The following is an 18,002-nucleotide window of genomic DNA, read 5'->3' on the forward strand; positions in this document are numbered from 1 at the left end:
CTTCCAGAACCCTACGTGAAACTCGCGCTTCATAAGGCTCCCACTAGTCATTGCCCTAACCCTATACTCAATTTCCAGTGCACAAACAGACTTGGTCTGCTCTTTGCAGTTCTTTCTAGTACCTTAGCTGCTTTGGTTTTGTGTCCTCTCAGCTTTTTGTACTTTGTCTGGAACCACTTTCTGAGTTTCCTATTAAACATTCTTATTATGCTATCTAGTGCAGTTATATGATGCTTCCCGTAATAGTTAAACCATCCTCTCAGGATTGGATTACATATTCGTGATATATCTTCTATTTCCAAGTTTGTTCTTCTAGCAAATTTCCAGCTTCTAATTTCTTTCTTCATCTTGTTCAGACTTTCTTTACTTACAGTTGGAGTAAAGCTTACAAACAGACTACTATCTTTTCTATTTCGTACAAGTCTTTTTCGAAATTCATATCCAAGAAATGTAAATGATACATTCTCATGATTATCCCTTCGTTTTCCATCTTGACAATAGATAATTTTGGTCTTCGTATGTTTTATTTCCAATTTGCAAATCTTCAGTCTCTGTTCAAGTTGACCAAGAATTAGTTGTGCTTGACTCTTGCTTACACAATGTATAACACCATCATCAGCATATCTTGCACACTTTACACTTGGATATTCTCTTCTCATCCACATATCAAAGCTGTAGTGCATAAATAGGTTGCTTAAGATAGGACTTACTACACCCCCTTGCGGCACCCCACTGAGACGCTTTATTTTTGTCCCATCTTTTTGCTGTATCTCTGCACTTAGCCATCTTTGTATATATAAGAGAACCCACTTATTTGTGGTATGCTTTCTGACTGCTTTCATCAGTAGATTGTGGTCTATGTTGTCAAACATTCCCTTGATGTCGAACTCTATTAACCAATCTTGGTCGAAGCATCGCCTTCTCGTTTTTCCTATGGCATCTAATGCTGACTTATTTGGCCTATAACCATATGAATCCTCATCAAATACCTTCTCAAGTTCTGGTTCTAAAACACTTCTCACCACTTCCTGTGCTATACGATCGGCAACAGTTGGTATCCCAAGTGTCCTTGTTCCTCCTTCTGTCTTAATTATATCACAAGCCTTGACTGCTGGTGGAAAATAACTACCAGAAGATAGCCTATTCCATAGCTTGTAAAGGTTCTTGCTTAAGTCTTGATCAAACTTTTCAATTGTTAGATCATCAATACCTGCTCCTCCTCTGTTTTCTTTAACTTTTTTATAAGCCGAAAACACTAGAGATTTCGGTATATCAAAAGGCTTTGTTCGTTCAATCATTTTCATCCTCCTTCAAGTTGAATGATTTACTAAAGTCGACTAGCTCAACCCCTTCGCTCCATAGTCATTACAACCACTTCTTCACTACTACAAGTTGATCCGCCCCAGTGATTTGCATTGCTACTCTAAAGCTTGAGGATTAGCCTCTTGCTTATCTCGCTTTTCATCAAATCGACTGGTTCCTGCAGTTCCTTATTAAAGCCCAGATCAGACTCGCGCCACCTTTATGCCGAACACCACCTACACAGTAATCAGGTTTCTTGTAAGCTCATTAAGAGGAGAACGACTCACTCCTCCTTTCGATGTTCACTTCCCTTTTCGACACGTTCATCAGTGGTTCACTTACGTTCGCCTTTCTGATCCACACCTTCCAGCTCTTACGCTGATTTTTCCTTAACGCTTATGACCCTATCTCTTAAATAGAGCCACTTAAGGTGGTTTGAAACCTGCTCCTGAAAACCGACTTCGAAGGACCTTCCTTCATCTTCAATAAAGCTTCTCACAAACATTACTTTGTTTGTTACTGCAGCACACCGTCAATCTAAGAGTCCTGTTCAACAATCACCTTTAAATTTTGAAGAGAGAGCAATATTTAAGAAAATACAAGAAAAAAATAATGCGAGTGACAAAACTGCAGATAAAGAAGGAAGCAAGAATAGTATTCATGTTAAGAATCCAGAAATAGCGCTCAGTCATAAAGAAGAAGATAATGCGAGTGACAAAACTAAAAATGACAGAAGCAATACTAAACAGGTTGTGCCGAAAAAACCTATGACTGGACAACATAATGGTGTACAGTCTGATAGTGAAAATCAAAAGTCATCTGTAGCAGAACAAAAAAAGGCAACTGGCTTAAAATATTCAATTGCTATTTTGTTATTATTTACATCAGGTGCTGTAGCTGGAGTATGCACGTATTTTATGATTTCGGCTGTATCAAGTGGTGTTGCAGTACCAGTGCTTTTTGCAGTTATTGCTTCTGTTTCTGCATTGGTTATGTTGAGCTCAGCTGTATATCTTATCAATTCACACATTTCTGCAATAAACAGCGAGAAAGGAGTTGATCCTGGTAGAAAACAATCACAATATAGTGAATTGCAGAAAGAAACAGAAAGCTTGGAACACAGCAATACTACTATATCATCTCCAAAAATGTCTGGAACACCCAGTACACCGCCACCACCTCCTCTGCCACATGTGAAATCAAACGATCTGTCTACAGCACCAAGGGTAACAAGAAAAAGTAGTCCTAGTGATGCTAACCAAAAAAATGTGCAGCAAAAACAATCTAATACCTCAGTGGATGCTCGAAGCGATCTACTTGCAGCGATTAGACAACCTCGTACTTTGAAAAAAGTTCCAGATGAAGAGAAAAATTATCTTCCTAAGGATGATTTGAAAATACCTCAAAAAAAAGAGGAGGAAAGTACTCCTGGGAAGCAAGAGAACGGCGTACAATCGCTAAATCAAAATCAATCACAAAATAGTGATTCACAGGAGGCAAAAAAGCTTGAACATAGCAATAGTGATACTACTACAGGTCCAATAAGGAAAGTTGAAAGTCAAAAAACTGACAAAGAGCCAAGCAATAGCGAGAGTATGCAACAAGGAGATTATATGGATGATCATTTGAAAAGAACAGTTCTAGGACGAAGAAAGGAAATGTATTGTCAATATGAACAGCTAGATTCCTTAGAGGAACGAGATGATTCTCTTTATAGTTTGGAAGGATCACTTATAGAACCAAATAACACGTCCAATAAAGAGCTAAAGAACCACGTACAACGGCTAAACGAATCAACAGCATTACATAATATAATGTTCAGTACAAATCCATTACTAAATAGCCCTATTAATAATTTATCGAGCAACAGTGGTAATGCACCTGATTATGGCGATTGGGATACAGAACCATATTCTATACCTTGCATCAACCTTGATAAGACAAGACAAGAGGTGAGACAGGAGAAAAAGGAGAAAGGTGCTTCTCCTTCTACAACAAAAGGAAGTGGTGCAGACCAAGTGAGTAATGAGGTGCAAGACCCATATACTCTTCCTTTGAACGAGCGCAGGGAAATATTTGCTGCAAAAGTGTGAAGTGGCTGATTTCAAAGTTTTATGCAGAAAACAAAGGCTATGAGCTCAAAGTAGGCACAACACACTTTAAATAAGTTTACCTACAGGTCTGATTGTACTAAGATTACTTAGTACAATCAGATTTATCAAATGCGTTTATCTCAATATTACCTGCCAACTTTAAAAGAAACCCCTGCTGGTGCTGAAATTATTTCTCATCAATATTTGTTACGTGCGGGCTTAATCAAGCAGACAGCATCTGGAATTTATTCTTGGCTGCCGCTTGGTCTTTTGGTACTTAAAAATATTGAAAATATTATCAGAGATGAAATTGGTGCGATTGAAGTGTTAATGCCTTGTGTGCAGCCAGCAAGTCTTTGGCAAGAGTCAGGACGTTACGATGATTACGGCAAAGAAATGCTACGTATTAAAGATAGGCATGAAAGCGATATGCTTTTTGGTCCAACACATGAGGAGGTGGTAACTGATTTGATTAGAAATACGGTAAAAAGTTACAAAGATTTACCACTTTGTTTATATCAAATTCAGTGGAAGTTTCGTGACGAAGTAAGACCTCGTTATGGCGTTATGAGAGGCAGGGAATTTCTGATGAAGGATGCATACAGTTTTGATGTAGATTACGAAGGTGCACTGAATTCGTATAATTTGATGTATAAAATTTACATAAAAATCTTCAAACGAATGGGGCTTACTCCAATTGGAGTGAGGGCAGATACAGGACCAATTGGAGGAAATTTAAGTCATGAATTTCATATATTGGCAAACACCGGTGAGAGCACTCTATATTATGACAATAAACTTTTTGAATTACTAGAAAGCGAAGATATTGAAAGCCTGAAGAGCATATATGCAGTTGCAGACGATATGCATGATCCTAAAATTTGTCCTATACCGCAAGAACAGTTAAATGTTAGCAAGGGTATTGAAATAGGGCATATTTTTTATTTTGGTGATAAATATTCGAAACCTATGAAGGCAAGTGTTACTTCTCAAGATGGAAAAAATGTTAACATGCATATGGGTTCGTATGGTATTGGAGTTTCAAGGCTTGTTGGCGCAATAATAGAAGCTTTCCATGATGATAAAGGAATTATCTGGCCAGAGGCAGTAGCTCCTTTTAAAGTTGGTTTGATCAATTTACAAACAAAAATAACGGAGGCTGCAGATAAAATATACAAAGCTTTGAAAAGCGATGAAGTGCTTTACGATGATACGGACGAAAGTGTAGGAGTAAAATTTGCCAGAATGGATCTGATAGGCTTGCCGTGGCAAATAATTATTGGAAAGAAAGCAGTAACTTCAAATATAGTTGAAGTAAAAAATAGGGCAACTGGAGAGGTAGAGGAAATACAAGTTGAAGAAGCAATAAATCGTTTTAGCGCAAAATGATATACGGTATTGGCACTGACATAGTATATATACCCAGAATATTGAGAATATCACAAAAATACGGGGAAAAATTTCTCAATAAAGTCTATACTAAGAAGGAGATAGAGATAAGCAAAAAATATAATAGCCAAGAAGTAAGAGCAAAATATTTTGCTAAACGCTTTGCTGCAAAGGAAGCTTTTGTTAAAGCGCTAGGCACTGGATTCAGCCAGGGAATTATAATGAAAGATATAGAAATATACAGTAATATCAGGGGAAAACCACATCTTGCTATCACAAAGGATTTCATCTCAAAAGACTACAAGATACACCTTTCTCTAAGTGATGATCAAGATTATGCTACTGCGTTTGTTGTAATTTGCGTTTAGTAGATATTGTTTAGTACATATGATTTCAAAAATTTTTTTTGAAATTATACTTTGACCTACACAGATCGACCTTTTTGTGAGTCCTGGTTTCTGCTTTCTTCAACTTGTTTTGCAAAAGACGTCTCTTGTGTATTCATATGTTGAAGTGGTTTAGCAATTTCGCGTACAACGGCAGTAACTGCGGTTAAAAATGCTTTCAGAAGTGCACCTAGAGCTCCACCAACTGCTTCCCTACCATATATACGAGCTTGCTTTTCATTATCATCAGCAGTTTCCCCTGCCCTCCTTCTTGGATCCATTCTATGAGCAATAACTGAAAACAACACTCCCCTAATTGAAGACTTCATTCGTGCTTTTGCCTTCTGAACATCCCTATCACTTACTGCTTCATGTTTTTGCCTATTATTCATTAGCTCCTTTTGTTGTTGAGCACTTAAGATCTCTTCCATCAATTGTTTTCTTCTCTTTTCCAGAACTCTTTTCTTGGACTCTGATTTATCGCGAGTGTGCTTTGTGGTTTCAAGTTCTACATCAATATCCTCAGATGCTGCTTGGCTATATAAGGTTTCTATGAGCCTATCTATACTTCGCTTTACTTGCATAGTCCTTTCGTAGCTATCTAAATTATCAACTCCTTCATCAATTTGACTTAAAATATCCTCAAAAGGTTTTAAATACTCTTTGCACTGCTCTTCAAGCTGATTTTCATTCTTCAAATTCCTTTCTCTTTTGTCATCGCTATTCTCTTCAACATTATCATCGCCTTCTTTGAAAAGATCCTCATCGTTCATAAATTTTTTTTTAATTTATTCCCACTTATTATTATTGTATATGAAAAAATTAAATTAACACTAATGAAAAGTGTTCACAACTTCAGCACTGGCTAAAACTACAGTGAAGCTGTCAAAAGTGGCAGGATCATAATATCTCTCATACAATTCAACCGAACACCTGAGTTTTATTTTCTCCTTAGCATCAAAACTAATCTCATAATCATTATTAGAGTTTAACATTGCAGAATTACGCAATAATTCATCAGCCAATACTGAATTTAAAATGCCATTAATTTTTATTGTAATCTTTCTACTTCCAGCACAATCAAGCACTTTTCTCCAGCCAAAAGAGGAAATATCTTTCATCTCTTCTTTGTTATTACGCAAAGTAAACCTTAAGTTTCGTATATTATTCAGCACAACAAAATTATTGTCATGACCTTTAATTTTCAGCTGTAATTTGCTCATCGCTACCTCCTTGTATTAAAATATCAAAATTAATTGTTGAATGTAAAACTTCATCATGCTGATTCATAGCACAATTACTTTCCAAAATGGTCTCACTACTAATGCTCTTTACCACCAAGCTAACATGCTTTATAGCAGCAAGCATACTGCTTATATGATAAGTATATATGTCGCATGAAAATCTTACTTTTGTAGCAAAATTAGATAGCATATGCAGGTTAACATAATTTACTATGCGCAATCTCAGATAAGGAATAGTAACCTGCTTAGGCAGGTAATCATAGATGTTAGTAACATATTTCTTTAAGTCAGAGTTTGCTTTTAATGCTGCATAAATACTATTATACAACTCATTTATAATTTGAATTTTTTCCATCTCACAGATACGGTTACGAAGATTGCAATTTGCAGGTACAACAGATGGTATCATCCTAGTGCTTACTGTACGAACATTATCTGTCAAGAAGATGTCATCCCATCCCCAGACACTGGTTCACTTTATAATGATGTCGTTCCAGTAGCTCTTTCTTGTCATCCCAGTGCTTGACACTGGGATCCAGGAATTTTATTAAGTTGGTAAGCATAAAAGTAGCCGTTTTATTTTAAAATACAACGTTTTGATGATCATGAAAAAACTGGATCCCAGTGTCTAAGCACTGAGATGATATCGAAGGGGCTACTCGGATGACACCATCTGTTGTATCTGCTATTGAATGACAAACAGGAACTACAAAACAACCTTTGGTTCGCGAAATGGAGAATACACCTTCTTTACCTCAGATAAATGGCTACTTACTTCTGATTCACGATTTTTATAGAGAGCAGAAACATGCTGCATAATACCTAGCTTTATTTGCTCAGGAACGCTGTCATAGCCAGCTTCGTATACAACATCAGCCCTTATTATGTTCAAATAATTGAAAAATTCAATATAGCTTCCTATATCACTAAAATAATAACTAAGTTTTCTATTCTTATCAGTAGCCAATATTATTTTATTCACAGGACCATAGCTTAAATATATTCTACGAGGTATATAACCTTCATATGAAACTTGCCACGTTTGCTTTACTAGAGACTTTTCCATATGCCACTGAGCATAATCAGTTGCCATAAAAATAAAACTTGAAATCAACTTATCATCTTGATCATTTTTAATTCGTAGAAAAGATTTAACCTCTCCTAAAGTTACTGGAAAAGATTTAGGATTAGACTTACGTTGTATATTTATGATTGGATACTTTAGTCTTGTTGACATAACAACCCTCCTTTTCTATATATAGCTAAAATAAGTAAGACTTATCTATAAAAAATCTTACTTATTTTAGTTATCACTTAATATTAAATTGCAGCAGCAACTCTATCGTACAAGTATATTGAGAAGAGAACGTATTAACGCTGTTTCTCCTTTTTTTAGGACGGATTTTAGTAGATTGACATTCTGAGAATGAATGTTATTGAAAGTGAAGTTTAGCTCTTTAGCAAGTGGACTGCGAAATTTCTGCACACTTTCATATGAGATGTTTTCAAGTTCATGCGCAAACTTATCTTGAGCCGCAGCTGCTATGTCTTCTATTTCTTCATTGAACTCTTCTAGCTTTCTTTCCTTACCTTTAAAATTTTTTGCAAAAGTTTTCATATTAATTGGCCTCAACTATTCTTGTAATTATAATGACAATAAAAAAACTACCGAAGTAAAAAATTCGTACTATGAAACTGCAAACAAAATCAGCACACCAAATCGGTTCGCTTTATAGCGTAAATCCTATCATCCTGATACTCTTTACTGTCATTCAAGTACCCCTTTTTTGTCATCCCAGTGCCCAGACACTGGGATCCATGTTGCTCACAAGCAAACTAGCATAGAAAGGTGGTACAACGTTTTCGATGAGATTGCAGAAAGGCTGGATTCCAGCATCAAGTGCTATCTCTATAGGACTCCTCACTAATCCAAAATATTAATAAATTTACTAATTATAAAAAAGGCAAAAGGATCCCCACTTAGTGAGTTTGACCCTATAATAATTTAAACTGGCGCTGTAATAATGTGCTAACGCTTAAAATAAGCGCGTTTTGGCTGAATGTAGAAAAAATAAAAAAGACATGCAGCCGCTATAATTTTATGTAATCCGCCAATAAGTACCTTAAGTTTTTTACTGAATTTTTGTTATTGAGCCTGCAGGTCAAAAACAAGTTTTGAGTCATAAATACCATTAGTGTCATAATAAGGAAAGTTGGCAATATTTGTCAAGTAGTTTTCTTATCTTTTACAGGCATAATTTACATGCTACAATCAAATTTTCATAACTGGTGAATAAAAATGCAAAGAGACAAAATTAAAGTAGAAATAAAAAAGTTATCACACGGAGAAGACTTGTCTCTTCCATGTTATGCAACTACGCAGAGTGCTGGTATGGATCTTTATGCTGCATTGAATGACTCTGATGTTTTAAATCCACTTGAGAGATTACTTGTTCCAACTGGAATTGTGATTGCAATACCAAACGGTTTTGAGGGGCAAATCCGCCCACGTTCTGGGCTTGCTGCAAAACATGGAATCACTGTCTTAAATTCTCCGGGCACTATAGACTCCGATTATCGAGGTGAAGTTAAAGTTTGCCTAATCAATCTAAGTAATCAGCCATATGAAATAAAAAGAGGAGATAGAATCGCACAAATCCTCATCACTCCTGTATCTCAAGTAATTTGGGATGACAGAGAAGAGTTCTACACAGGAGAAACCGTCCGCAATGAAGGGGGTTTTGGCTCAAGTGGTAGATAATTTATTGTTTATAAGTTGACAATAATAATTTTTTACATATTACTTCAACTTATTTAAATGAGATATTATGTTAACTTCTAAGAACTATCTTCAAAAAACAAACATTGTACTTATAGTACTTACTTCTCTATGTGTCATAGGTGCAGCAACAACACTTTCAGTTCCATGTTGGATGTCTTCAGCTTCTATGATAGGGCCAATTGGAATAAATCTACTTGCAACTGTTACCGTTGCACTGATTGCTTCAGTAACATATTCCATCATCAAAAACAATGAAATATCTGAGCTTAAAGCTCCGAGAATTGTTGCTGGTAGCTTTCAAAGATACCTGATGTTGCAGGTAACAAATAAAGATCTTGAATTTATTGAAAAGAACTATAAGAACGAAAATGGTGAATATACTATAGATTTTACTAACTCAAAAGGCGAAGTATTCAAAGCTGAGAGTTATGGTCAGATCAAATATATTGGTAATCCTGATCCAATCTTGCTTGGCAACACTAAACTCCTTGATCTATATCAGCTATACAAGAAGAATAGTGATGGTATATTTGAAGAGATAAATTGCGGACAGGAGTTAGAAACGTTAGGTTTAGGAGTTGAGGAAAATGATGCTAAAGAAGTAACCATCAAATTTGTGCCAAGCTCAATTATTAATTCACCAAAAGTTGAACACGAAAAGTCAGAAAGATTATTAATCAGCCAAGTATAAAAGGAATAAGTCTTCCCTTCATTTTTTAGTGTTAGGTTACTTAAACTTATTGTAGAAACTATCTCAAAAAATAGATATTCACATACTTATAAGAAATTTGCTAAGGATTTTTATTTAGTCTGACTGCATCCTTTACCTTATCTAACAACCCATTAATAAAGCCAATTTTGTTTGGAGCATCAAGTAAATCAGATGCAATGTTAGTATATTCATTAATAACAATTGGTGCTGGTGTATCAAAATCAATTAACTCACATACTGCAATACGCAAAATAGATAAGCTTATAAGATTTAATCGTGAAAGTGACCAGCTTGGGTGTAAATAAGACTCTATTATTTTATCATATTCTTCACTGCTTTTTATAACCTTACATAACAAGTTTTCTAAGAACTGATGATCATATTCTTTGCATTCAAATATGTCCTCTAACTTAGTTGTGTAATCTTTAAGTTCACAATTTTCCAATTTAAAAGTGCTTTTGTTGTAACTTACAAAAATATTTGAATAAGCAATTTGTACAGCAAGAAACCTTGCCGTACTTCTTTTTATGCGCCACTTTTTATCTACTGGTTTTTCCTCCATTATTTTAATTTATTGTGTAGATCTATCATATGCAAAACAGTTGAGGCTGCATGGCCACCAACGTTCTTTTTATTTTTGTCAGCTCTAATTAGTGCTTTATCTTTGCTGTCAGCGGTAATTACGCCCATACCAAGGGGTATTGCATAATGCATAATAACTTCATTTAAGCCTTCGATTACTCCTTTACAAACGTATTTATAATGATCAGTTTCACCGCGAATCACGCATCCAAGAGCTAAATAACCGTCATAATTAGCATTCTTGCTTTTGACCGCAAAAAGAATTGCAGATGGTATCTCAAATGCACCAGGAACTTCAATCATGTCATAGCTTGCATGACCTTCTTTTAATCTATCGACTGCACCTTTAAGCAAAAGGTCTGCTATTTCAGTATAATAAATTGAATTAACTATTAGTATTTTCGACATTTATCCCAATTTTTCTTGTTAAGAAGAACTTTATTAAAGATTGCTGAATTAAAGTTATGATATTACTAAATATCCAATATATTACGAGGCCTGCAGGAAAAGAAGAAAAGATAAAGACAGAAATGTAAGGTAAAAACTTCATAACATTTACTTGAATATCATCTTTACTGGTTTGATCGTTCTCACTTAGCTTCTGCTGAATTATCATGGTAGCACCGAAAATTATAGGTAAAATGCCTATAGAAATAGGAAAGTTATAATTAAACAACCCAAATAATGTAAAAATGTTTGTTGGATCAGAAGCTGAAAGATCCTTAATCCATAAATAAAAAGGGGCGTGTCTCATCTCTATAGTAACAAATAATACTTTATACAGAGCAAAAAATACTGGTATTTGTATGAGCATAGGGAAAATGCTCGACATTGGATTTACATTGTTTCTCTTGAACAACGCAATTGTCTCTTTGTGCTGCTTTAAGCTGTCATTTTTGTACAACTCTTTTATACGAGTTAATTCAGGCTGCAGGCTTTTCACCTTGAACATCGAAATATATGATCTATTAGATAAGGGAAGCATCAAAAGTTTGATTACTAAAGTTAGCAATAATATTGCTAAGCCAAAATTTTTCAAAACAAAGTTAAAATATTCAAGCAGCAAAAACACCGGCTTGGTTATAAAATAAAGAACACCAAAATCTACAGCCTTATCAAACAAAGGTATATTGAGAGTGTCTTTATAAGAATCAAGTAAATTCAATTTCTTTGCCCCAGCAAAAAAGTAGTTCAGAGTAGAAGCACTTGTACCAGGGAGTATGTGTGTGTAAGGTCTAACAAAATCTGCTTGAAACTTATCAATGTTATTAACATTCGTGTGTTTAATGCTCACATTTATTTTATCTGATTTCTCAGGTATGATGGCTGTAAGCCAGTATTTATCAGCAAAACCAAACCAATTTTTTTCACTCGTGCTTGCCTTTATTAAACGCTTCTTAGAAATATCCTTATATGTCCACTCCTCTAGCTTATTGTTAAATGCACCTAGTACTCCTTCATGTGATATCCAATAGGATTCGTTAATGTTATCACGTTTACGATTAATTTTACCATAGGGAACCAAAACTACATTATCTTTTGTATTATTTTCAATAATTTGCTCAACTTTAAACATGTAGTTATCGTCAAGGCTAATTTTCATTCTAAATAAAATGCCATTTTCATTATCCCAAAATAAATTGACCTCTTTTTGATTGAGTTTATCTGCTTGCCAGACTGTTTTAGAATCTGGAACTTTAATCTTTTCATTCGGATCGAGCCACCCAAATTCTGCGAAATATACATCTTTTGATTCTGCAGGTGACAGTAACACCACTTGTGGAGAAGAAGAACTCGGTTCTAAGTGGTAGTTAGTTAAAATTAAGTCATCAAACCTTGCACCTTTCAGAAAAATTGACCCTTCAAGCATGTTATTGGTTAATTTAACTCTCTGTTCTCGAGTAAAGTTAATAATTTCAGAACGATTTTGGTGTACTATAGGAGCAAGGTCGTTAGAAGATTCGATATGTTCAATATTTTCAATCGATGGTTGGCTTTGGCTCGTGTGAAGAAAATTATCATAAATAATATGCCATAATACTATAATTAATATAGAAAGAATTGTTGCTAAAATTAAATTTTTTGCTTCTGACATGAAATTAAATCGAACATACCTCCTTAAAGTATATATTAAATATTGTACTAAAACAATAAAATTTACTTATTTTTAATAATAGCTTTTAACGCTAATCTTAAAAATTTACTCTTATGGCTTCAAATTTTAATAATATGAATGCAGCAAAAAATCTAGTTATTTGGCTACTGATAATAGTCATTACTGCAATGTTTATTGATTCACAAGGGGATAAACTAAGCAATAGGTTTCTGAGCACTTTTCTACCGTACAAAGGAAGGGTTCAAAATGGCGGAAGTATTGAATTTACAAAATCATACGATGGACACTTTTATATTCAAGCTCAAGTCAATGATCGTAATATAACGTTTTTGCTTGATACCGGAGCAACTGATATTGTTCTATCGCAAAAAGATGCGTTACATGCTGGTATTAACTTACAAAACATTCAAGACTTTAAAATATATGAAACTGCAAAAGGTCAAATAAAAGCTGGAGTGGTTCAAATACCTCAAGTTAAAATAGGAAATTTTTTAATTAATGATGTGCACGCTAGTGTTAATACTCACTCTATGTCCCATTCATTACTTGGTATGAGCTTTTTGAGATATTTTCATTTCACTATTAGGGATAACAAGCTAATATTATATCGTAGTTAAACGTTCTATACTCTACTTATCAACGCTCTGCAGGTCAATATAGGAGCAGAGATAAATATTGCGGAACAGGTGCCGATTGCAATGCCAAAAGAAATGATTAAGCAGAAGTCTCTGACCACACCTGTACAAATCAGCACTAAAGGAAGAGCGGCAAGAAGAGTAGTACCTGAAGTTAACATAGTGCGAAATAGCGTCGAATTAATGCTGGCATCAACTACTTCACCTATTTTTGCATTTTTTCCACTTTTTTGATACTCTCGAATCCGATCATATATAACCACTGAGTTATTGATTGAGTAGCCAATTACGGTAAGGAGAGCTGCAACTGATGAAATATTAAACTCAATACTCGTTAAACTGATAAAGCCAAGAGTTAAAATCACATCATGGATCAGTGCCATTATTCCACCAAGTCCACACTGCCAGTTAAATCTAAGCCAAACATAAAAAAATATTCCAATAATTGCAATTAACATGGCTGATATCCCTTCAAATATCTGCGTTGAGCCTATTTGTGGACCAACATAATCTATTTTGCGATAAGTTACTAAATTACCTAATTTGCTCTCTAATATACTTTTAACCTTTTTAATTTTATCTTCATCTCCCTCATCTTTAAACCGCACAACTAAGTTATCACCAGCTTTTGAACTCTGTATCGTAAATCCACTCTCTTTTAATATACCGAGAATAGCATCATCCTTGCTTGAAGATTTTATCTCTATCAAAATTCCACCTGTAAAGTCTATACCCAAATTCATTCCTCGCAGCATAAAAGTAAGCATTGAAAAAATGATAAGAATAACGCTAACAAGTGCTGTCAAATTTCTATATTTACTAAATTTTATATCAAGATTATCTGGAATAAGTCTAATTGCCATATTTCCTACTTAAATTGTGATTTTATATACTTTTTAAGCAATCGACTAGCTATTTTCTCTTAGCTTATACTAATAATGATCTTTGATTTACTTAATCTACTTGAAAAAGATATTTGATCAAAAAAATGAAAACAGCCTGGTTGTCATTAATAAAGTGCTACTTAAACATCTTTTTTAATCGATTGATTTCATCAGCAAATTTTGGGTCAGTTCTTATGAAATTTTCCACTTGTTTGACTGCGTGTATAACAGTAGCATGATCTCTACCACCAAAATTTCTTCCAATATCTGGTAAACTTTTTTGCGTAAACTTCTTTGCGAAATACATAGCTATTTGTCTCGGCCTCGCAAGACTACGGAGCCTTCTATTAGATTGCATATCTGCAACCTTTATGTTAAAAAATTCAGCTACTTTCTTTTGTATCTCTTCTATTGTGATTGACCTATGATTCGATCTAAGAAGATCTATTAGGGTCTCGCTAGCTGATTCTACTGTCATACTTCTTCCAATTAACGAAGTATGAGCAACCTTATTTAATGCTCCTTCTAGTTCTCTTATATTGGATTTTATATTCCTTGCTAAAAATTCTAGGACATCTTTTGGAACATAAATATTCATTCGCTCCACTTTGGCCTGCAATATACCAAGTCTTAATTCAAAAGTTGTTTCATTGATATCTGCAACTAATCCCCAACCAAGTCGTGATTTTATTCTCTCCTCTACTCCATCAAGATCACTAGGAGATCTATCAGCTGATATAACCAATTGTTTATTTTGATCTATCAATGCATTGAAAGTGTGAAAAAATTCTTCTTGTGTACTATCTTTACCACTGATAAATTGTACATCATCTACCATCAATACATCTACTGATCTAAATTGTTCTTTAAATAACATAATATCTTTACTTCGCAGCGCTGTAATATATTGATACATGAATTTCTCTGCCGATAAATATACTACTTTTCTCTTTGCTGATAGAGAATTAACTATATCCCAAGCTATAGCATGCATTAAATGTGTTTTACCAAGTCCCACTCCACCATATAGAAATAAAGGATTGCTGCCTGATATTGGATCTATAGATTCCGCTACACGCTTTGCCGCTGTAAATGCTAATTCATTTGACTTTCCTACCACAAAATTATCAAAACTGAATCTGGGATCCAGTGGTGAACCAAGATTATGATTATTTTCCTCTCTATTTTTTAGTATCGTATTAGAATTTGAATTTCTTTCTTCAATTAATTGAATATCAATAGAACATACACTTTGGTCTTCGCTTTGCCATAATGACAATATTTTTTCCATGTAGTGAACTGTAATCCACTCCTTTATAAATCTTGTTGGTACAGACAACAAAACTTCTCCATTTCTGTTGCTGATAAATCTTAGTGAACTCAGCCAGCTGTTATATGTTGCCTCTCCATAAAGATTATGGAGATAATTTTGGATTTTTTCCCAAGTAACATTGTGGTCCGTTACTGTAATAATCTGATCAAAAAACATAGTAGAAACCTTAGGGTTAGTTAAGTTCATATACCACACCAAGAAAGAACAATAATCAGAAAGATGCAAGATAATCAATAGCTTACTGTAAGATAAAAAGCTAACACTACTTAATATATACCTAAAATTATGAGGATTTTTTGACGAGTTGTAAAGAGTATAAAAGCACTAAAATTGATCATTTTTTGAAATAAAAACAATCAATTTGTAAATGTCGCTTGTACCGAGGATTAGAAGTATGTTATTAAAAAATAGTAATATATTATGTATAAATAAGATATTAAATTTACTGATAAATAAGTAAAGTACTTGTATAAATATAGCTGATTTAATATAAATTTATTGAAGTAAATTTGTGATTATATTAAGTAATTTGAGTCATAATACTGTATTCGGTATTGAACTGGAGTTTTACACTGAGGGAATAAAAAAAGAATATTTATTTCTAAGTAGCATCAAAAATAAAATAGCTTCTCTTGGATTTTTTTGTGAGAAAGAGAGTTCTTTAAACCAATATGAAATAAAAAGTGACTGTTATACGAGCTCTGATAATTTAATTATGCATTTTGAGTTGGCAAAACAATTACTGATTGGAACAGCACAAGAGTTCGATGGTAATGTTTCTTTTAAAGCAAAACCTTATTTGGATAGAGCAGGCAGCGCACTAAATGTACATGTTAGCCTCATGGATTCAAATAATAACTTATTTTATAGCAATAAGCAAAAATATAGTGACCACCTGATTCACAGCATAGGTGGATTATGTGCAATGATGAAAAAACATATGTTGTTTTTTGCTCCAAATGATGATTCATATTTAAGATTTCAGTACCCAGATATTCATACTCCAACGACGATTAGTTGGGGAGTGAATAACAGAACTGCTGCAATAAGAATCCCCTATTTTGGCAACGATTCCAAAAGATGCCGCCTGGAGCACCGTGTTCCTGGAGCAGATTGTAACCTTGAAAAAGTACTCACAGCAATAATTGAAGGTATAGTTTTTGGTATAGAGAACAAAATTGCTCCGCCAAATAGAGTGTATGGCATTGCATCTGATCCTCAATATAAGATGGAGAGTTTGATATAGCAACTACCTGTTAAACCCTAACCCATTAAACTCCTTTGAGGTAATTGGCCATTCTAGCACTTTCCTCACATCATTATTTACATTCCCATACCGTAATAGCAAGTCTACAGCAGATAGTTTCTGCGTACTTTTAGATGATCCAAGCCCTATATTGGTAAGGTTGCTCGGTGGCTGCTCAGGAAGTGGATTACCAAGTGCATCCATGTGTTTAGGTAAAGGTTCCATAACAATATTTGTAGCACTAGAAACGAAATGACTATCTGTAGTATCAGCACTTTTAGAAAGTGAATTACCTTTGAAATCCATATGTTTAGGTAGTCCATTTTTCATTTCTTCTTCTGCTCTTTTATTTTTTAATTCTTCTTCTAGCTCAGTTTCAGTTCTTTTTGGTTCTTTTACGGTATCTTTTTCTTCACCTTCATCAACACTGCTATACCCTTCATCTTCTGACATATCATCAGTTTTAACAGACTTAGCTCCTGCTTTATTAAGCAATGAAAGTAATGCGTAAGTAACTGCAGCAGCAGTAACTATAATGGCTATCTTTGCAGCAATGTGAATCACTGTTAAAAATACTAAAGTTGATGCAACACCAACCAACCCAGATACGATCACTTTATTCTTGCCTTCTGTCACACTTAAAACTGCTACCATAATAATCCCTCAAATACCATACTACAGTCATATTATATAGAAATTTTCTTACGCTTGCAAAATTGTAAAAATTTTAATCATTTACATAAAGCTATATAAGGATTAATTAATATATAATTTATCTTAGCTATAATATGATGTAAATACGTATAATGTCCGGAATGAAAAGCTTAATTATAGAGAGGAATAGAACAGTAATATTATTGCTTATCGTGATTTTTACCTTCGGCTCATACACTTATATAAAAATGCCAAGAGAAAGCAATCCTGATATACAGATTCCTATAATTAGCGTATTTGTCGGGTTTCCTGGTATTTCTGTCGAGGATAGTGAAAAGCTATTAGTGCTTCCTATAGAAAATGAACTAAGATCCATCGAAGGTGTAAAAGAATTGAGAGCTTTTGCAACTAATGATGGTGCTCACATGATACTCGAATTTAGAACAGAGTATGATAATAAAGAAGTGCTCGATAACGTCCGTTCAAAGCTTTTAAACATAAAATCAAAATTACCTATTGAAGCAGAATCTCCAATAATCAATGAAATAAACTTGAGCTTATTTCCGATACTAAACGTTGGCTTGACTGCTAGTACAACATTGCATAATTCTATTATGGCTATTTTGATCAAAATTTGCAAGACT

General features: G+C 34.2%; 20 protein-coding genes. 8 read left to right on the forward strand and 12 right to left on the reverse strand.

Going from position 1 to position 18,002, the window contains the following annotated elements; genetic code table 11:
• Positions 1–47: 47 nt before the first annotated feature.
• Complete coding sequence (ltrA, locus tag BWZ41_RS05660; RefSeq protein WP_177429443.1) at positions 48–1,304, reverse strand: group II intron reverse transcriptase/maturase; 1,257 nt, start codon at positions 1,302–1,304, stop codon at positions 48–50.
• Positions 1,305–1,811: 507 nt separating this feature from the next.
• On the opposite strand from ltrA, the gene BWZ41_RS05665 reads away from it, so the two are divergent.
• From BWZ41_RS05665 to BWZ41_RS05675, 3 genes are all read left to right on the forward strand, one after another.
• On the forward strand, positions 1,812–3,395 hold the full coding sequence (locus tag BWZ41_RS05665) for a WH2 domain-containing protein (protein WP_143689664.1): 1,584 nt from the start codon (positions 1,812–1,814) through the stop codon (positions 3,393–3,395).
• A gap of 129 nt (positions 3,396–3,524) precedes the next feature.
• On the forward strand, positions 3,525–4,784 hold the full coding sequence (gene proS / locus BWZ41_RS05670) for a proline--tRNA ligase (protein ID WP_143689665.1): 1,260 nt from the start codon (positions 3,525–3,527) through the stop codon (positions 4,782–4,784).
• Positions 4,781–5,152 carry a holo-[acyl-carrier-protein] synthase gene (locus tag BWZ41_RS05675; protein WP_015587654.1) on the forward strand — a complete coding sequence of 124 codons (372 nt, stop codon included), beginning with the start codon at positions 4,781–4,783 and terminating at the stop codon, positions 5,150–5,152. The genes proS and BWZ41_RS05675 overlap by 4 nt, the downstream gene beginning before the upstream one ends.
• 56 nt (positions 5,153–5,208) lie before the next feature.
• Here BWZ41_RS05675 and BWZ41_RS05680 read toward each other — a convergent pair whose 3' ends face one another.
• The 5 genes from BWZ41_RS05680 to BWZ41_RS05700 all read right to left on the reverse strand — a co-directional run bounded on the left by BWZ41_RS05680 (position 5,209) and on the right by BWZ41_RS05700 (position 8,032).
• Positions 5,209–5,943: a hypothetical protein gene (locus BWZ41_RS05680; RefSeq protein ID WP_143689666.1), complete on the reverse strand. Its 735-nt coding sequence runs from the start codon at positions 5,941–5,943 to the stop codon at positions 5,209–5,211.
• A 60-nt stretch (positions 5,944–6,003) separates the two neighbouring features.
• Positions 6,004–6,393, reverse strand: coding sequence for a phage tail tube protein (locus tag BWZ41_RS05685; protein ID WP_063631250.1), 390 nt, complete (start codon positions 6,391–6,393; stop codon positions 6,004–6,006).
• Positions 6,368–6,769: a tail completion protein gp17 gene (gene gp17, locus BWZ41_RS05690; RefSeq protein WP_038197678.1), complete on the reverse strand. Its 402-nt coding sequence runs from the start codon at positions 6,767–6,769 to the stop codon at positions 6,368–6,370. The genes BWZ41_RS05685 and gp17 overlap by 26 nt, the downstream gene beginning before the upstream one ends.
• A 351-nt stretch (positions 6,770–7,120) precedes the next feature.
• A complete protein-coding gene (locus BWZ41_RS05695) occupies positions 7,121–7,651 on the reverse strand; it encodes a head-tail connector protein (protein WP_143689667.1) in 531 nt (176 codons plus the stop codon).
• A gap of 102 nt (positions 7,652–7,753) precedes the next feature.
• Complete coding sequence (locus BWZ41_RS05700) at positions 7,754–8,032, reverse strand: hypothetical protein (protein ID WP_143689668.1); 279 nt, start codon at positions 8,030–8,032, stop codon at positions 7,754–7,756.
• A gap of 681 nt (positions 8,033–8,713) precedes the next feature.
• On the opposite strand from BWZ41_RS05700, the gene dut reads away from it, so the two are divergent.
• Both dut and BWZ41_RS05710 read left to right on the forward strand, forming a co-directional pair.
• A complete protein-coding gene (gene dut, locus BWZ41_RS05705; protein WP_143689669.1) occupies positions 8,714–9,175 on the forward strand; it encodes a dUTP diphosphatase in 462 nt (153 codons plus the stop codon).
• A 67-nt stretch (positions 9,176–9,242) separates the two neighbouring features.
• On the forward strand, positions 9,243–9,887 hold the full coding sequence (locus BWZ41_RS05710; RefSeq protein WP_143689670.1) for a hypothetical protein: 645 nt from the start codon (positions 9,243–9,245) through the stop codon (positions 9,885–9,887).
• Positions 9,888–9,987: 100 nt separating this feature from the next.
• Here the strand turns inward: BWZ41_RS05710 and nusB are convergent, their stop codons facing one another.
• The 3 genes from nusB to yidC are packed head-to-tail and all read right to left on the reverse strand — an operon-like array spanning position 9,988 to position 12,585.
• Positions 9,988–10,470: a transcription antitermination factor NusB gene (nusB, locus tag BWZ41_RS05715; protein WP_143689671.1), complete on the reverse strand. Its 483-nt coding sequence runs from the start codon at positions 10,468–10,470 to the stop codon at positions 9,988–9,990.
• On the reverse strand, positions 10,470–10,898 hold the full coding sequence (locus tag BWZ41_RS05720) for a 6,7-dimethyl-8-ribityllumazine synthase (protein WP_143689672.1): 429 nt from the start codon (positions 10,896–10,898) through the stop codon (positions 10,470–10,472). Before BWZ41_RS05720 ends, nusB begins: the two co-directional genes overlap by 1 nt.
• Positions 10,876–12,585: a membrane protein insertase YidC gene (gene yidC, locus BWZ41_RS05725; RefSeq protein WP_143689673.1), complete on the reverse strand. Its 1,710-nt coding sequence runs from the start codon at positions 12,583–12,585 to the stop codon at positions 10,876–10,878. The genes BWZ41_RS05720 and yidC overlap by 23 nt, the downstream gene beginning before the upstream one ends.
• Positions 12,586–12,698: 113 nt before the next feature.
• Here yidC and BWZ41_RS05730 point away from each other — a divergent pair, with 113 nt between their 5' ends.
• Complete coding sequence (locus BWZ41_RS05730) at positions 12,699–13,223, forward strand: TIGR02281 family clan AA aspartic protease (protein ID WP_010401102.1); 525 nt, start codon at positions 12,699–12,701, stop codon at positions 13,221–13,223.
• Between the two features lie 5 nt (positions 13,224–13,228).
• Here the strand turns inward: BWZ41_RS05730 and secF are convergent, their stop codons facing one another.
• Both secF and dnaA read right to left on the reverse strand, forming a co-directional pair.
• Positions 13,229–14,104 carry a protein translocase subunit SecF gene (gene secF / locus BWZ41_RS05735; RefSeq protein WP_010401100.1) on the reverse strand — a complete coding sequence of 292 codons (876 nt, stop codon included), beginning with the start codon at positions 14,102–14,104 and terminating at the stop codon, positions 13,229–13,231.
• A 157-nt stretch (positions 14,105–14,261) separates the two neighbouring features.
• Positions 14,262–15,644 (reverse strand): chromosomal replication initiator protein DnaA, encoded by a 1,383-nt coding sequence (gene dnaA / locus BWZ41_RS05740; protein WP_143689674.1) that lies wholly within the window; start codon positions 15,642–15,644, stop codon positions 14,262–14,264.
• A 325-nt stretch (positions 15,645–15,969) separates the two neighbouring features.
• Here dnaA and BWZ41_RS05745 point away from each other — a divergent pair, with 325 nt between their 5' ends.
• On the forward strand, positions 15,970–16,704 hold the full coding sequence (locus BWZ41_RS05745; protein ID WP_143689675.1) for a type I glutamate--ammonia ligase: 735 nt from the start codon (positions 15,970–15,972) through the stop codon (positions 16,702–16,704).
• Positions 16,705–16,707: 3 nt separating this feature from the next.
• Here the strand turns inward: BWZ41_RS05745 and BWZ41_RS05750 are convergent, their stop codons facing one another.
• Positions 16,708–17,358 (reverse strand): hypothetical protein, encoded by a 651-nt coding sequence (locus BWZ41_RS05750; protein WP_143689676.1) that lies wholly within the window; start codon positions 17,356–17,358, stop codon positions 16,708–16,710.
• 161 nt (positions 17,359–17,519) lie between these two features.
• On the opposite strand from BWZ41_RS05750, the gene BWZ41_RS05755 reads away from it, so the two are divergent.
• On the forward strand, positions 17,520–18,002 hold a 483-nt coding region (locus BWZ41_RS05755), incomplete at its 3' end, for an efflux RND transporter permease subunit (RefSeq protein WP_241653932.1).

Source organism: Wolbachia endosymbiont of Nilaparvata lugens, from assembly GCF_007115045.1.
GTDB lineage: Bacteria > Pseudomonadota > Alphaproteobacteria > Rickettsiales > Anaplasmataceae > Wolbachia.

Coding starts and splice junctions, on each gene's coding strand:
- ltrA (WP_177429443.1), bottom strand. CDS start 1,304: ATGAAAATGATTGAACGAACAAAGCCTTTTGATATACCGAAATCTCTA.
- proS (WP_143689665.1), top strand. CDS start 3,525: ATGCGTTTATCTCAATATTACCTGCCAACTTTAAAAGAAACCCCTGCT.
- BWZ41_RS05675 (WP_015587654.1), top strand. CDS start 4,781: ATGATATACGGTATTGGCACTGACATAGTATATATACCCAGAATATTG.
- BWZ41_RS05680 (WP_143689666.1), bottom strand. CDS start 5,943: ATGAACGATGAGGATCTTTTCAAAGAAGGCGATGATAATGTTGAAGAG.
- BWZ41_RS05685 (WP_063631250.1), bottom strand. CDS start 6,393: ATGAGCAAATTACAGCTGAAAATTAAAGGTCATGACAATAATTTTGTT.
- gp17 (WP_038197678.1), bottom strand. CDS start 6,769: ATGGAAAAAATTCAAATTATAAATGAGTTGTATAATAGTATTTATGCA.
- BWZ41_RS05695 (WP_143689667.1), bottom strand. CDS start 7,651: ATGTCAACAAGACTAAAGTATCCAATCATAAATATACAACGTAAGTCT.
- BWZ41_RS05700 (WP_143689668.1), bottom strand. CDS start 8,032: ATGAAAACTTTTGCAAAAAATTTTAAAGGTAAGGAAAGAAAGCTAGAA.
- dut (WP_143689669.1), top strand. CDS start 8,714: ATGCAAAGAGACAAAATTAAAGTAGAAATAAAAAAGTTATCACACGGA.
- BWZ41_RS05710 (WP_143689670.1), top strand. CDS start 9,243: ATGTTAACTTCTAAGAACTATCTTCAAAAAACAAACATTGTACTTATA.
- nusB (WP_143689671.1), bottom strand. CDS start 10,470: ATGGAGGAAAAACCAGTAGATAAAAAGTGGCGCATAAAAAGAAGTACG.
- BWZ41_RS05720 (WP_143689672.1), bottom strand. CDS start 10,898: ATGTCGAAAATACTAATAGTTAATTCAATTTATTATACTGAAATAGCA.
- yidC (WP_143689673.1), bottom strand. CDS start 12,585: ATGTCAGAAGCAAAAAATTTAATTTTAGCAACAATTCTTTCTATATTA.
- BWZ41_RS05730 (WP_010401102.1), top strand. CDS start 12,699: ATGGCTTCAAATTTTAATAATATGAATGCAGCAAAAAATCTAGTTATT.
- secF (WP_010401100.1), bottom strand. CDS start 14,104: ATGGCAATTAGACTTATTCCAGATAATCTTGATATAAAATTTAGTAAA.
- dnaA (WP_143689674.1), bottom strand. CDS start 15,644: ATGAACTTAACTAACCCTAAGGTTTCTACTATGTTTTTTGATCAGATT.
- BWZ41_RS05750 (WP_143689676.1), bottom strand. CDS start 17,358: ATGGTAGCAGTTTTAAGTGTGACAGAAGGCAAGAATAAAGTGATCGTA.